This is a genomic window from Arthrobacter sp. C9C5, assembly GCF_013359735.1.
GTDB lineage: Bacteria > Actinomycetota > Actinomycetes > Actinomycetales > Micrococcaceae > Arthrobacter.
In genome coordinates, this window is the sequence record NZ_JABFMX010000001.1 from 137,332 (window position 1) to 152,315 (window position 14,984).

At 63.0% G+C, this 14,984-nt stretch carries 12 protein-coding genes; 10 read left to right on the top strand and 2 right to left on the bottom strand.

Annotated features, from left to right (window positions below):
* Positions 1 to 40 precede the first annotated feature (40 nt).
* Positions 41 to 2,377 (bottom strand): bifunctional polysaccharide deacetylase/glycosyltransferase family 2 protein, encoded by a 2,337-nt coding sequence (locus tag HNO80_RS00690; protein ID WP_175320940.1) that lies wholly within the window; start codon positions 2,375 to 2,377, stop codon positions 41 to 43.
* 433 nt (positions 2,378 to 2,810) lie between these two features.
* On the opposite strand from HNO80_RS00690, the gene HNO80_RS00695 reads away from it, so the two are divergent.
* From HNO80_RS00695 to HNO80_RS00735, 9 genes are all read left to right on the top strand, one after another.
* Positions 2,811 to 3,443: a hypothetical protein gene (locus HNO80_RS00695; RefSeq protein ID WP_175320941.1), complete on the top strand. Its 633-nt coding sequence runs from the start codon at positions 2,811 to 2,813 to the stop codon at positions 3,441 to 3,443.
* A gap of 244 nt (positions 3,444 to 3,687) precedes the next feature.
* Positions 3,688 to 4,587: a hypothetical protein gene (locus HNO80_RS00700; RefSeq protein WP_175320942.1), complete on the top strand. Its 900-nt coding sequence runs from the start codon at positions 3,688 to 3,690 to the stop codon at positions 4,585 to 4,587.
* A 358-nt stretch (positions 4,588 to 4,945) separates the two neighbouring features.
* A complete protein-coding gene (locus HNO80_RS00705; RefSeq protein ID WP_249777075.1) occupies positions 4,946 to 5,515 on the top strand; it encodes a hypothetical protein in 570 nt (189 codons plus the stop codon).
* 480 nt (positions 5,516 to 5,995) lie between these two features.
* Complete coding sequence (nrdH, locus tag HNO80_RS00710; RefSeq protein WP_018773329.1) at positions 5,996 to 6,241, top strand: glutaredoxin-like protein NrdH; 246 nt, start codon at positions 5,996 to 5,998, stop codon at positions 6,239 to 6,241.
* 42 nt (positions 6,242 to 6,283) lie between these two features.
* Positions 6,284 to 6,778 carry a class Ib ribonucleoside-diphosphate reductase assembly flavoprotein NrdI gene (gene nrdI, locus HNO80_RS00715; RefSeq protein WP_175320944.1) on the top strand — a complete coding sequence of 165 codons (495 nt, stop codon included), beginning with the start codon at positions 6,284 to 6,286 and terminating at the stop codon, positions 6,776 to 6,778.
* 68 nt (positions 6,779 to 6,846) lie between these two features.
* Positions 6,847 to 8,967, top strand: a complete 2,121-nt coding sequence (gene nrdE / locus HNO80_RS00720) for a class 1b ribonucleoside-diphosphate reductase subunit alpha (RefSeq protein ID WP_175321088.1) — start codon at positions 6,847 to 6,849, stop codon at positions 8,965 to 8,967.
* A 36-nt stretch (positions 8,968 to 9,003) separates the two neighbouring features.
* Positions 9,004 to 9,798, top strand: a complete 795-nt coding sequence (locus HNO80_RS00725) for an NUMOD3 domain-containing DNA-binding protein (RefSeq protein ID WP_249777076.1) — start codon at positions 9,004 to 9,006, stop codon at positions 9,796 to 9,798.
* Entirely contained in the window at positions 9,795 to 10,769 is a 975-nt protein-coding gene (gene nrdF, locus HNO80_RS00730; protein ID WP_175320945.1) for a class 1b ribonucleoside-diphosphate reductase subunit beta, read from the top strand. The genes HNO80_RS00725 and nrdF overlap by 4 nt, the downstream gene beginning before the upstream one ends.
* 164 nt (positions 10,770 to 10,933) lie before the next feature.
* Complete coding sequence (locus HNO80_RS00735; RefSeq protein WP_249777077.1) at positions 10,934 to 11,695, top strand: GAF and ANTAR domain-containing protein; 762 nt, start codon at positions 10,934 to 10,936, stop codon at positions 11,693 to 11,695.
* Between the two features lie 777 nt (positions 11,696 to 12,472).
* On the opposite strand, the gene HNO80_RS00740 is transcribed toward HNO80_RS00735, so the two are convergent.
* Positions 12,473 to 13,546 carry a DNA polymerase IV gene (locus HNO80_RS00740; RefSeq protein WP_502707791.1) on the bottom strand — a complete coding sequence of 358 codons (1,074 nt, stop codon included), beginning with the start codon at positions 13,544 to 13,546 and terminating at the stop codon, positions 12,473 to 12,475.
* A 230-nt stretch (positions 13,547 to 13,776) separates the two neighbouring features.
* On the opposite strand from HNO80_RS00740, the gene HNO80_RS00745 reads away from it, so the two are divergent.
* A complete protein-coding gene (locus tag HNO80_RS00745; RefSeq protein WP_349627152.1) occupies positions 13,777 to 14,469 on the top strand; it encodes an SDR family NAD(P)-dependent oxidoreductase in 693 nt (230 codons plus the stop codon).
* The last annotated feature ends 515 nt before the right edge of the window (positions 14,470 to 14,984 follow it).

Genomic DNA, 14,984 nt, shown 5'->3' on the forward strand with positions numbered 1-14,984 from the left:
CGTCCCTTTCTTCGCCACGGATCCTGCCGATGGCCCTAGGCTACAACGGGGCCAGCCGGTCCGCGGGGGCCGGGGCGAGGGTGGACAGTTTTGCCTGGCTCGTCGGCATCAGGACGCTGTTGGTGCGTTCGGGTTTGTACCAGCCGACGGCGGTGCCCCGCAGCGCCAGAATCGCGGATCCGAACACCACGTAAGCGCGGAGGGGTTCGTAGATGAGCCGGTAGATGGGGACCATGAGGAGGTGCATGGGACTCTCATGGACCATCAGCACGGCCACTATCGAGATGATCATGTGGGTTGCGGCGACGAACACCGAGAACGCGGCGACGGCCTGCCATTCTCCGCGGGCCAGGCTGGTCGCTGCCACGATGACCGTCAGGGGCATGAAGACCAACGGGACGAGCACCGAGATCAGGGCGTACGGCATGGTCAGCATGCCGAGGGCGCCGAACCGGGGATTGAAGAGCATGGACCGGTGCTTGTAGAGCGTCTGGATGTTGCCATAGGTCCAGCGGAGGCGCTGTTTGAACAATCCCCGCAGGGTCATGGGCGCTTCCGTCCATGCCACGGCGGAATTCTCCTGCACGATGCTGTAGCCGAGCTGCTGCAGGGAGAGCGTGAGGTCAGCGTCCTCTGCGAGCGTGTCATGGGAGTAGCCGCCGGCCTGGATGAGTGCCTCCCTCCGCCAGGCTGCGCAGGCGCCCGGGACAATCGAGATCGCTCCCATCAGGCCCTCCGCCATTCGCGTGACGCAGATGCCGGAGAGATATTCAAGGCTTTGCCAGGCGGTCAGGAGATTGCGGCGGTTTCCGACTTTCACGTGCCCGGCGACCGCTCCGACGATCTTGCCGTTGCGCGGCGCCAGGAAATGGCGGGCAAACATCTTGATGGTCTGGGGTTCAAACAGCGTGTCGCCGTCGAGGGTGACCACAATTTCTCCGCGGGACTGGGCTATTCCGTGGTTGCTGGCGGCGGACTTTCCGCCGTTGGGCTGGTCGATGACGCGCAGTTGCGGCCAGGTCTGGGCGTATTCGGAAAGAACCGCCAGGGTGCCGTCGGTAGAGCCGTCATTAATGGCGACGACTTCCATCCGGGGGTAGTCGCTGGCTCTCAGGGCGTCTAACGTTTTGGCCACGACAAGTTCTTCGTTGAAGACCGGTAGGACGACGCTGACGAATGGCCACTCTTCCTCCTTGACGTCCGCCCAAAGACGTTTCTTCTGCCGCTGATTGTTGATGACGGCGAGAACCACGTAGAGGAACGTCAGGACGGTAAGCGAGCCGATTCCGAACCAGAAAAGCCAAGTGAGGACCACGTTCGGAGTCACTAGATACGTCGTCATCGCGGCCAAGGTCGCATCGTCCTCCACGGCGGCCTTGACGTCCGACTGGGGAATGTATTCGGGCGGAAGCAACGGCTCGACCGTGGTGAAGGTGTAACCCATTGCTTTTGCCTGCGGGATGAAGGTCTTCAGCATTTCGATCGTTGCGTTGCGATCACCGCCGCCGTCGTGAACCAGGACAATATGCCCTTGTCCGTCCAGTTTCTGCGCCTTAATCGGAACGCCGGGGGCGTAGGACCAGTCCCGCGTATCAAAGTCCATGTTGATATGGAGGAACCCCAGCTGCTGGGATTGCAGAAGGGCCAGGGTGTTGTTTTCCGGATCTCCGGTCGGGATGCGGAACAGCCTTGTTCCGTAGCTGTCCGCAGCGCGCATGACCCGGTCCGCCCCGATGATCTGCTGGCGGTTGAACAGGTCGTCGTGGGCCCAGAAATCGATGTGGGACATCGTGTGGTTTCCGACCATATGACCTTCCTGGGTCATGCGGCGGAAGATATCCGGGTACTTGACGATGTTGTCGCCAACCGTGAAGAACGTCGCCGGTACGCCTTCCTTGGACAGCAAATCCAGAATTTGCGGCGTATTGCGCGGGTCGGGCCCATCATCGAAGGTCAACATCAATGTGTGGTCCGCCGGCTTCCCAAAAGTTTCCATGGCGTAGGGGCTGTTGCCGATCAGCTCAATTTCGTCGGCGGTGGCCTCCCTCCAGATGGTGTTGCTGAAGGGATCCTTGAGGAAGACTTTGCCATCCCGCCGCTCGATGAGCGCGATCCGATCGAAGGCGAAGCCGCCTTCGGGGCCGATTCGGGGAATGTTCCGCAGATCCTGGGTGGACAACAATTTCCGGGGGTACTCCACGGACTGGTTCTCTGGCGCTTTCCATACCGGAGCGCTGGCAGCGGGCAGGATCCACACGACCGACAGGACGATCAACAGCACGCTCGCCATTAGGGCGACGAGAATGCGTCGCCACCGTTTTCCACTGGGATCGAAGAAGACCGGTGCAGTGCCGGAAATTGGGGATGATTTCTTCATGGATTGCCTCGCCAGGGAATCTTGTGTGATGTAGTCCCCGACCGGAGTCAGGGCGTGAGCGCCAGCGCTCGTTGCCGGGGGTCATGCCCGGAACTGGCGATCAATTCGCGGAGGGAAAAATCGGCGCTCATCTGGTCTCTCCCTTGAAGCCGCACGAGCCGCCGGTTCGCGGCGTACCCTTATGCCTTCGAGGTTAGGAGCGCCCGATGGGGTCACACACGCGTAGGAAACACCCGCGTTTTTAGAGTGGTTCTACTTGGTTTGAGGGATCGACTACCGCGGATTGGCGACGACGATTCGAGTAAGCGCGGAGGGGCGCAGCAGTGGTGCCGCCGGACTCTGAAAGACGGGTCAACCTTGCGTCTATCGCCGCAGCCGGACCGACGGGTAGCGTTCAAGGTACGTGGTCCGAATTAGTGGAGGCAGATGCCGAATGCGCAGAGAGATCGGACTGGCCGCAGGCTTGCTGTCGGTTGTCCTGGCTGCCGCCGCGTGCGAGGGCGCGCCGCCGTCGCCACCGCAGTCTCCTTCGTCATCGGGGCTCTCGGCCGTTCCGGACACGTACATCACGGCCTACACCTGGTTCGACAACACGCCCGAGGGCTCCCCGGACATCAGCCACCCGGTGCTGCACAAGAAGGCCGGCGGGGCAGGAACCTACGCGGATCCGGTGACCATCGCCGTCGGGCACTCCCTGGAGACGGGCCAGGACGTCCTTGATTTCCCTGCCGGCACCCGGATCTACCTACCCGATGTCCGCCGGTACTTCATTGTGGAGGACACCTGCGGGGACGGCCCCAGCCCGGAGGACGGGCCCTGCCACGCCCTGGCGGCCAGACACGGCGGCGCATCCAGCTGGCTTGATGTCTGGATTGGCGGCGAGGGGGAGAGCGAGTCATTTGCCAGGCGCTGCGCGGACCAGGTAACCGGCGTCCGGGCCGCTGTCTTCCACCCTGCGGACAACTACGTCGTGGCCTCGGGGGCGGGCGTGATCCACGACGGCCAGTGCGACAGCGGCTACGGCAATCAGCTCGTCACCACGTCACCGGCCCCGACGGCCCGCTGATTTCCTAAGCCGAGTTTGAAAACAGGTCAAAGGACCCTGTCGATTGGCCTCTCCGCGCTTGCCAAGGTAACGTTTGGGTTACCGGTTGGTACACACGCCCCACAGAACATCCAGAATGCTCTTGCGTGTGGTAATTCCCTCGGCGGATGCGTCTTTGCGCTCCGCATGCCGTGACCAACTCCGGGCAGGAACCATCCCCAGGGACTGTCCGTTTTCCGCACCCCATGAAAAGGCTTTATTTTCCATGCGCAGAAATACTCTGCTGGCCGCCGGCATGCTCTCGGTCCTCCTCGCCACCTCGGCGTGTGGCGCCGGAACCGGCGCCTCCAATTCATCCGCCCAGTCTTCCGGATCGGCAAACGCCGGTGTTGAGGTTACGGCCGCTGCCGACAAGCCGTCGGCCGAGGTTGGCGCCTCCCAGCGGGCCGCTGCTGAGAAGGCCAAGGTTGCAGCTGTGGCCGCCAAGAAGGCCAAGGCGGCCGCCGCGGCCTCCAAGAAGGCCGCAGCCGCTGCGGCAGCCAAAACGGCAGCCGCCGCAAAGGCGCCGGCAACGGTGCCCGCCGCTCCCGCCGTACCGGCCGTGGTTCCTGCGGCTCCGAAGCCGGCCCCGGCACCCGTTGTGCCGGCGTCGTCCTCCGAACGGGTTGTCAACACCACGTACACGACGGCGTACACCTGGTACGACAACACCCCGGCGGGCTCGGCCACGATCAGCCACCCCATTCTGCACAGCACGGCCGGGGGCACCGGCACGTACAACGACCCGATCACCATCGCCGTGGGTCACTCCACCGCCAGCGGTAAGGACGTTCTGGACTTCCCGGCCGGCACCCGGATCTACCTTCCGGACGTGCGCCGCTACTTCATCGTCGAGGACAGCTGCGGCGACGGCGACGACCCCCAGGGCGGCCCTTGCCACCAGGGCACCAACGTCGAGGGGACCAACTCCACCATCTGGATCGACATGTGGATCGGCGGCCAGAGCATGAGTGCTGACGGTGCCGACAACTGTGCCAGCAAGGTGACGAACGTCCGTACGGCCGTCTTCAACCCGGCCAGCAACTACGCGGTCGCGCCGGGCGCTGGCGTCATCCACGACGGCAAGTGCGACGCCGGCTATGGCAACACGCTCCTGAAGCGGTAGCTGTCGGAAGATTGACATTCGGCTGCGGCCGGAGGCCCTGCGGGGGCTGGCGAGACTTCGCCGGCCCCCGTTTTCCGTTGCGGGACCGGTGTAGGGCCGCGCACCGGTCCGCTCCGGAGGCCCAAAGACCCTTGTTCGTGGGCTGGGACAACGCAGACTTGGAGGGAGTTAGTTGCACCCAAAAGGGGAGGGCGCCATGCGTCGGTCCGGACCGTCCGTCAGGGTAGTTTCAGTAGGGTTTTGCGTCGCCGTTCTGCTGGCGTCCTGCTCTTCCCCCAGTGGACCGCCAACGGGTTCGGCGACAGCGACGCCGTCGCCGGCCGCTTCATCCGCAAGCTCGAAACCGGGCCTGAAACCGTTGGCCCAGGCCTCCCCCCGGCCGACCGGGCAGGCCGACTGGAAGACCTACACGACGCCTGATGGCACGCTCATGTTCGACTACCCGCCGGACTGGACCGTCAAGGACCGGGCCCGCGAGGCAGCGCCCGGCGGAGTCTTCATCGAAGTCCTCACCGGCGCCCGAAAGTCGATCGCAACCCTGCGGACCAACATTGTGACCAAGGCGAGCTGCACCCAGAAGCTGCCCTACGCCCTGATGGACTCGCAGGAGTTGCCGGCTCTTGCCCAGAACGGTGTGAAGCCGCGCTTTGTGTTCGAGGGCCGGGACGACCATGAGTCCTACCCCTCAAGGCCGGCCCCGTTGTCCTACGGGATCACCTCCGCACCGCTGCCGGCCGGCCCCAGCGCCTGCCCGATCTTCCAGTTCTTCAACTGGCCGCCGGGCGTGGCGGCCTTCAGCGGCGTCTACGATCCGCTCGTTACGACACCGGGGGACACGCCCGACGTCGACACTCCGGAGTCCTACACGGGAACCGAAGAGTACGACTCGCTACGGCAGATGATCACCTCGCTGCGCCCGGCTGACTAGACCCGACCCGGGCGTCACCTACCGAGCGCACCGCGCTCCCGCTTAGGGGGCCAAACACGTCCATCCCGGGCTGGACACTCCGGGGCGGCTTACGCTGTGCCATCGCCCACTACATGTGGTGCTTCGTGCCACTCCCCGGCCCGCTGCGACGCACCCGCGACACGCCGTCCAAAATGCGACACGCGGGGCGGTTAATTGTGGCTAAGTACTCCACAGGGTGTGGATTTCGTCCTCGAAAATGGCTGAAATCCGGACATTTTGAAGGCCCTGGGCTGTGGATTAAAGGTGGGTTAAATGACATACTTGTAATACATCATCTTGGGGTCCGCGCGGGACTCTTGCACTACATGTAGTATCGACATACAGTTCGAGCGGAGCGGTTGCAGACCGCCAGGCGAGGCCAGTAACGGATAAGGATTCCTGTTCCGGTCAGGCCCCACCGGACACGAACCACAGACTTCAACAAAGGGGACTCAGGACATGACCGTTACGGTTTACACGAAGCCGGCTTGCGTGCAGTGCAACGCCACCTACCGCGCTCTCGACAAGAAGGGCATCGCCTACCAGAGCGTCGACATCTCCCAGGATGCCGAGGCCCTTGAGCGCCTCAAGTCCCTGGGCTACATGCAGGCCCCGGTCGTCGTCACCGACCAGGACCACTGGTCCGGGTTCCGCCCGGACAAGATCGAAGAACTGGCACAGGCTGCCGCCGTCGCGGTCGCCTGAAAGCCAACACACGGCACAAGCACGTCAGATGAGGTGACTCCGATGGCACCGGTTATAGCGGCAACAGCCGATGCGCCGCTGGCAGCAGGCGCCGGAAGTCCGGACACGGTCCGGACCACCAGCAGCCACCTCATCTACTTTTCCTCCACCTCCGAGAACACCAGACGCTTCGTTGCGAAGCTGGGTGTCGACGCCGCCCGCATCCCCCTCCACGCGAGGGAACCGGGGCTGGTGGCGACCGAGCCCTACGTGCTGGTGCTTCCCACGTACGGGGGGACGGGGGGAGAGGGATCGGTTCCGAAGCAGGTCATTCGCTTTCTGAACGATCCGAGGAACCGGCAACAGCTCCGTGGAGTGATCGGGGCGGGCAACACGAACTTTGGGGACAACTACTGCATGGCCGGGGATATCGTCGCCGCCAAATGCCAGGTCCCGCACCTATATCGTTTCGAACTCATGGGGACGCCGGAAGACGTCAGCCGAGTACAACAAGGATTGGAAGAATTTTGGACACGACTGTCGCAGACACCGAAGTGACCGGGGGCTCCCACGCGGCCAGCAATACCGCCGTCGAGAAGCACACCGTCCCCGGCGAGAAGCCGGCCATGCCGGCCGCCTACCAGGGCCTGGGCTACCACGAGCTCAACGCCATGCTGAACCTCTACGGCCCCAACGGCGAGATCCAGTTCGAGGCCGACCGGGAGGCTGCGCACCAGTACTTCCTGCAGCACGTGAACAACAACACCGTGTTCTTCCACGACCTCGAGGAAAAGCTCGACTACCTCGTCAAGAACGAGTACTACGAGCGGGAAACCCTCGACCAGTACACGATGAACTTCATCCGCGAGCTCTTCAACCGCGCGTACAAGAAGAAGTTCCGCTTCGAGACCTTCCTCGGCGCGTTCAAGTTCTACACCTCCTACACGCTCAAGACGTTCGACGGAAAGCGCTTCCTGGAGCGCTACGAGGACCGCGTCTGCATGGTGGCCCTGCACCTGGCCCGCGGCGACGAGAAGCTCGCCACCGCGATGGTGGACGAGATCATCGAAGGCCGCTTCCAGCCGGCCACCCCGACGTTCCTGAACGCCGGCAAGAAGCAGCGAGGCGAGCTGGTCTCCTGCTTCCTGCTCCGCATCGAAGACAACATGGAGTCGATCGGCCGGTCCATCAACTCCGCGCTGCAGCTCTCCAAGCGCGGCGGCGGCGTCGCGTTCGCGCTGACCAACATCCGCGAGGTCGGCGCGCCGATCAAGCAGATCGAGAACCAGTCCTCCGGTGTAATCCCCGTGATGAAGCTCCTCGAGGACAGCTTCTCCTACGCCAACCAGCTCGGTGCCCGCCAGGGCGCCGGCGCGGTGTACCTGCACGCGCACCACCCGGACATCTACCGCTTCCTGGACACCAAGCGCGAGAACGCGGACGAGAAGATCCGCATCAAGACCCTCTCGCTCGGCGTAGTGATCCCGGACATCACCTTCGAGCTGGCCAAGAAGGACGAGGACATGTACCTGTTCTCGCCGTACGACGTCGAAAAGGTCTACGGCATGCCGTTCTCCGACGTCTCGGTCACCGAGAAGTACTACGAGATGGTGGACGATTCCCGGATCAAGAAGACCAAGATCAAGGCCCGCGAGTTCTTCCAGACCCTCGCCGAGATCCAGTTCGAATCCGGCTACCCGTACATCATGTTCGAGGACACCGTAAACCGGGAAAACCCGATCGACGGCAAGATCATCATGTCCAACCTGTGCTCGGAGATCCTCCAGGTTTCCCAGCCCACGACGTACCACGATGACCTGTCCTACGACACCACCGGTAAGGACATCTCCTGCAACCTGGGTTCGATGAACATTGCCAAGGCCATGGACTCGCCGGACTTCGGCCTGACCATCGAGACGGCCATCCGCTCGCTCTCGGCCGTCTCGGACATGTCCAACATCACCTCGGTGCCCTCGATCGCCCGCGGCAACGACCAGAGCCACGCCATCGGTCTCGGCCAGATGAACCTGCACGGCTACCTGGCCCGCGAGCGGGTCCACTACGGCTCCGAAGAGGGCCTGGACTTCACCAACATCTACTTCTACACGGTGGTGTTCCACGCGGTCCGTGCCTCCAACCTGCTGGCCATCCAGACCGGCCAGACCTTCGGCGGCTTCGAGAAGTCCAAGTACGCGTCCGGTGAGTTCTTCGACAAGTACACGGACCGGGAATGGGTCCCGCAGACGGCGAAGGTTGCCGAGCTGTTCGCGCACATCCACATCCCCACGCAGGATGACTGGCGCGAGCTGAAGGCTTCCGTCATGGAGCACGGCATCTACAACCAGAACCTGCAGGCCGTCCCGCCGACCGGCTCGATCTCCTACATCAACAACTCCACCTCCTCGATCCACCCGGTGGCGTCCAAGATCGAGATCCGCAAGGAAGGCAAGCTGGGCCGCGTGTACTACCCGGCGCCGTACCTGACCAACGACAATCTGGAGTACTACCAGGACGCGTACGAGATCGGCTACGAGAAGGTCATCGACACCTACGCCGCTGCCACGCAGCACGTGGACCAGGGCCTGTCCCTGACGCTGTTCTTCAAGGACACCGCCACCACGCGCGACATCAACAAGGCCCAGATCTACGCCTGGAAGAAGGGCATCAAGACCATCTACTACATCCGTCTCCGCCAGCTCGCGCTGGAAGGGACCGAGGTGGAAAATTGTGTCTCGTGCATGCTTTAATCAACTGAAATAGGTTGTTTTTCATTAGGGGATGAAATGATGGAAACCACGACGGCGGTGGGCGGCTTGGTCTACGGCATCCGGCTTCGGCGGGAAGTCGAGTACCGCTATGTCGGTATCACTACCAAGACGGCCAGTCGTCGTTTCCATCAACACCTCCGAGTCGCTGCAGAGGGGCGCAAAACACCCTTCTACGATTGGCTTCGGAAGCACGACCCGGCAGACGTCATCGCGGATGAGTTGGACTGGATTGAAGGGTTGCCCGAACTGGGGCAGGCCGAGATCGAGTGGATCAGCTACCTAAGGCGCGAGGGGGATCGACTACTGAACCTCGCGGACGGCGGTCTTGGTCCGACCGGCGTGGTGTGGACGGAAAAGCAGCGCGAAGCCGCCCGGTTGAGGTCGACGGGGCGAACAGGTCTCAGCCGGCCAGGTCCTGCCAATCCGTTCTACGGCGGTAGGCACAGCACCGAGCAGCGCATGAAATGGGCGGCGGACAGGAAGGGAACGTATTCCGGAGCGGAGAACCCGAATTTCGGGAAGTTTGGGCCAGATCATCCAGGGTTCGGTCACTCGATGAGCGAGGAGGCCCGGAAGGCGCTCTCCGAAGCGCGGAAGGGACCCGGTAACCCGAATTTCGGGAAGAAGGCCAGCGCCGAAACCCGTGCGAAAATGTCAGCAGTACGGAAGGGCCGTCCGATGCCTTCCAGCCAGCGCAACGCCCACACCAGGCACCACACGAACAAAGGCATCGAGAAAGCCGACTGCAAGTATTGCGTCGAGGACTCGGCCAAACCAAGTCTCTCTTCAGAAAGCGAGTCGGAGTCATGACAGAAAAAGTAAAGCTTCTCAGCCACGTCGAGGCGATCAACTGGAACCGGATCCAGGACGAGAAGGACGTTGACGTCTGGAACCGCCTGGTCAACAACTTCTGGCTGCCGGAGAAGGTGCCGCTGTCCAATGACGTGCAGTCGTGGGCGACGCTGACCCCGGACGAGCAGCAGCTCACCATGCGCGTGTTCACCGGCCTGACCCTGCTGGACACCATCCAGGGCACCGTCGGCGCAGTCTCGCTGATCCCGGACGCCGTCACCCCGCACGAAGAGGCTGTCTACACCAACATCGCGTTCATGGAGTCCGTGCACGCCAAGAGCTACTCCTCTATCTTTTCCACGCTGGCCTCCACCAAGGAGATCGACGAGGCTTTCCGCTGGTCCACCGAGAACGAGAACCTTCAGAAGAAGGCCCAGATCGTCATGGACTACTACCAGGGCGACGACCCGCTGAAGCGCAAGGTGGCCTCGACGCTGCTGGAGAGCTTCCTGTTCTACTCGGGCTTCTACCTGCCGATGTACTGGTCCTCGCGGGCCAAGCTGACGAACACGGCCGACCTGATCCGCCTGATCATCCGCGATGAGGCCGTGCACGGCTACTACATCGGCTACAAGTTCCAGAAGGGCCTGGAGAAGGTCTCCGAGGAGCGCCGGCAGGAGATCAAGGACTACACGTTCGAGCTGCTCTTCGAGCTGTACGAGAACGAAGTTCAGTACACGCACGATCTCTACGACTCCGTCGGCCTGGCCGAGGATGTCAAGAAGTTCCTGCACTACAACGCCAACAAGGCGCTGATGAACCTGGGTTACGAGGCCATGTTCCCGGCCTCCGTCACCGACGTGAACCCGGCGATCCTCTCGGCCCTGTCGCCGAACGCGGACGAGAACCACGACTTCTTCTCGGGGTCCGGTTCGTCTTACGTGATTGGCAAGGCTGTTAACACTGAGGATGACGACTGGGACTTCTAGGTCCGTCCCCGTCTTCTGTTCAACAAAACGACGACCCCGCACGCAGAAGCGTGCGGGGTCGTCTTGCGTCGGGGCCGCTGTGCCGGAAGAAAACTTCGCCGGGAGGGTCCAGCGGGAGATTCCGGACGTAGTATCAGCGCATACGGAAGAACTGAGGCGAGCCGATGAACACCGACGGGTCAAAGATGGACGGCCCTTCCGGGCAGTCAGAACAGGGCGGGAGCGTGAGCGGCGAACTGGCCACACGGCTCAGCGACCTGGCGAGGGAGCTGCAGCAAGAAAATGACGTTGACACCGTTCTATCCGGGATAGTCCAGGCTGCCGTCCAGCTCATCCCTGGAGCCGCCGATGCGTCCATTAGCGTGGTCACCGGTCGGAAGGCAATCGATTCACCAGTCGCTTCGGGAGACCTTCCCCGCAGGGTTGACGCTCTGCAAAGTTCATCCGGACAGGGGCCTTGCCTAGATGCGGCCTACGAGGAGCGGATTGTGCGTGTTCCCGACCTCCGCACTGAGACCCGTTGGCCGGCCTTCTCCCGAGGCGCGGCTGAGCTTGGGGCGCGCAGCATGCTTTCAATGCAGTTGTTCGTCGAAGGCGATCGGCTGGGTGCGTTGAACCTCTACGGCGCCGCTCCGAACGCTTTCGACCTCGAGTCCGAGCAAATCGGACTGCTCGTCGCCGCCCACGCAGCGGTGGCCTTCGCCGACTCCCAGAAAATCAGCCAGCTCAACGAGGCGCTAATATCCCGCCAACTCATCGGCCAGGCTGAAGGCATCCTCATGGAACGCTACAAACTAACCGCCCAGCAGGCCTTCATGGTCCTCACCCGCGCCAGCACCACTTCCAATACGAAACTGCGTGATGTGGCAGAAAACCTGACCAGCAGCGGAGAAATACCGCCCGGAATACGTCCGCGTCCGAGCTGACGCGGCTCCGCTGCAGATCGTCAGTTCGCGCCAGCCGGGCTCCGGAAAGGCTCGTCGTCCTGCGGTGCGCTCCGGCGCCGGTGTACTTCCTCATCGACAAGGAGGAGGAGCTCGCTGGCGCCGGTCCGGCCTCCGAGCTTCTGCACTTGGAGCAGTGATTGGCGCAACTTCAGGAGGTCTTCAGCGGGTACGAACGGCCACCTTCCGAAGCGGTGGAATACCCGCTCATAGTACTCGCGGCTGGACTGTTCCATCAGGCGGCCGCCCGCGTTGTAGTATCCGGGCGGTACCCGCCGGGGGCGTGATGTATGTGAATTGTCTGGGCGCCGGCCTGTGAGAGGGCGCGGAGCGCTTCAGGGCAGTCTACGCGGAGCTGTTCAAGATCAAGCAGGACGCCGAAGCCGGGCAGGACCCGCGATGCGCGTCGCACCACCGCGAGGAGGGCTTGGACGTTCCTGGGGGTCAACCTGCCGGCCGGTCGAAGGGTGACGGCGGCAGCATCCATGTCGACGGCGACAGTTACGGAGAGTTTCGCAGGCATATAGCGTGTCCTTTGCAAAAGAACGGAGGCCACTGCCTGACCTCCTCCAGAGTACCAAGTCACCGCTGGCATGGACCTGTTTGTGACAATGGATTCCGGGTCTTCCATGCAGGGTCGGTCCGTCGCCGGACTGCAATCGATCGCCTTCTACGTCTCGATGGCCTGGCCGCCCTGCACCGCGGGCGTGACCGGTGATCAGCGGTTCTGCCGGCAAAGCGCAATACCGCACCACGCCGTCACCAGCCGCCGCGCGTCGGCGTGTGACCCTTTCTGGCGTCGTCGGGCATTGTCATTTCGGCCCGCAGGCCCAGGAGCCGGATAGGCCGCCCCGCTTCGATTCCGGCTGCGAGGTCCAAGGCCCGGGCGAGGATCTCGTCCCGATCGAAGGTCTCGGGAATCTTCCTCGCGTGGGTCTTGGTCAGGAACGGTGCGTATCGAACCTTCAGGGTCAACCCAATGACGGGTCGTCCTTCGGCCGCAACATCCTCGAGGACACGCGTTGTCAGCTCCCTGACGGCGTCGTCCACCTGGGCCGGCTCGGTCAGGTCGCGCTGGAAGGTGGTCTCCCGGCTGTGCCCGCGGGCAACCCACGGGGTGGCGTCCACTACGCTGGCGCCGTCCCCGCGTCCCAGCTCCGCGTACCAAGGCCCCATTTTGGGGCCGAACTCGTGGACCAGGTCCTGGGGGTCGGTGGCGGCGAGCTCGGCGACTGTGTTGACGCCGAGCTTAGCCAGCCGCCCGGACACCTTGGTTCCGATGCCCCACAGGTCTTTGGTGGGCCGACTGCCCATGACCTCGAGCCAGTTCGCGGCAGTGAGGCGGAAGACGCCGGCCGGCTTGCCGAACCCGGTGGCCACCTTGGCCCGGACCAGGGTGTCACCGATGCCCACGCTGCAATGCAGCTGCGTCCGCTCCAGGACGGCGGCCTGCACCTGCCGGGCGTAGGCTTCCGGATCCCCTGACTCGATGCCGACGAAGGCCTCGTCCCAGCCCAGTACCTGCACGGTGGCGCCGGGCTGCGCGTGCAGGGTAGCCATCACCGTCTCAGACGCCGCGAGGTAGGCCTCGGGATCGACTGGCAGGATCACGGCGTCGGGCACTTTTCGGGCAGCAATGCGCAAGGGCATTCCGGACCCCACACCGTACGCCCTCGCTTCGTAGGACGCGGTTGAGACCACGGCTCGTTCTGTGGGGTCGCCCCGGCCGCCGACGATGATCGGCTTGCCCGCAAGCTCCGGCCGCCGGAGCACCTCGACGGCGGCGATGAACTGGTCGAGATCGACGTGAAGCACCCAAGGGATTCCGTTCACGCCACCAGTCTGCCCTAAACGTCCCCGGTAGGCACCCGGCCAAACGGCATTGAGAGGGGTGCATGCGAGCATGTGAGAAGTGGCACTTTGGTTGACTTTTCAAGTGATGATGTAAAGATAGATGCATACGCATATAAACGCGTATCGCGGGGCCGCCGGTACAACGACCCTGACCGCGATATCGCTGAGAGATTGAATTAAGCCATGCAACTCGAGAAAAGGGCGCTTTCATTACCGGTGGCGGATCGGGGTTGGGGCTCGCGACCGCGAAGACCTTCATTGCAGAAGGTGCGAAGGTCATGATCTTCGACTTCAATCCCAAGTCGCAGGAAGCGGCCAACGAGATCGGCGCGAAGTTCTTCCAGGGGGACGTCTCGAAGGCCGAGAGCGTCGAGGCGGCCGTCGCGAAGACCGTCGAGGAATTCGGCAGCCTTGATATCGCCGTTGCCTCGGCGGGCGTTGGCGGCGAAGGCGACGTCGTCACCTCGACCGTGGAAAACTGGGAACGCACCAACGGCATCGACTACTCGGGAGGGTTCTACACCAACAAGTACGTCACCGAGCAGCTCCTCAAGCAGGGCTATGGCGGCGTCGTGGCCAACCTCGCTTCGATGTTCGGCCTGGTGGCCGTTTCGAACAACATCGCCTACTCGGCCTCGAAGGGCGGCGTTATGGACATGACCCGCGCCGCCGGGACTATGCATGCGAAGGAGGGCATCCGTGTTAATGCGGTGGCCCCGGGTGTCATCCGAACCCCGCTCATCGACGAGCCGACCCTCGAGCAGTACGCAAGCCTGCACCCGGCCGGTCGCGTAGGCGAGGCGCAGGAGGTCGCCGCCCTCATCACCTTCCTCGCGAGCGGCAAGGCGAAGTTCATCACCGGTGCGACCATTCCGATCGACGGCGGCTACACCGCCGTCTAGCTGTACTGAGCCGGGAGGTTATTGACATATAGGGCTTGAAAACGAGGAGGACCTCCGGGCTAAGTGGAGCTGTCTAGTTCACACACTTTGTACTCGGAGGTCCTCGTGTCCCACGTTAATGCCCGGCTGACAGTTCATGTAAGACGCCTGATCGTTGACCGGGTGGCAGCGTACCGGTGGATCCGCTGTTTCAGAAAGCCGAGGCCGCGGCCGGCCCACCGACAAACAAGACGCTCGTCTGAGCGCAGTCCTCACGGTCGACGCCTATCTCGAGGTCGAAGCGAGGGACTGAGTTCGTTTAGCTGCCATCCATGGTGCGGAATTCGTTCCGGCGTGCGGCTGAGGGTGGTTGACCGATGGAGGTGTCGGGAGGAGCATTAGGCGTGCAGCAGTGCCACTTTTCACCGCGCCTCTGAAGTTGGTGCGGAATAGCCGTTACGCTCCCGGTTGAGGCCGAAGCTTCAATTGTCGATACTGGCTCACATCTCACTTTCGCTCACGTTATGCGAGGAGAT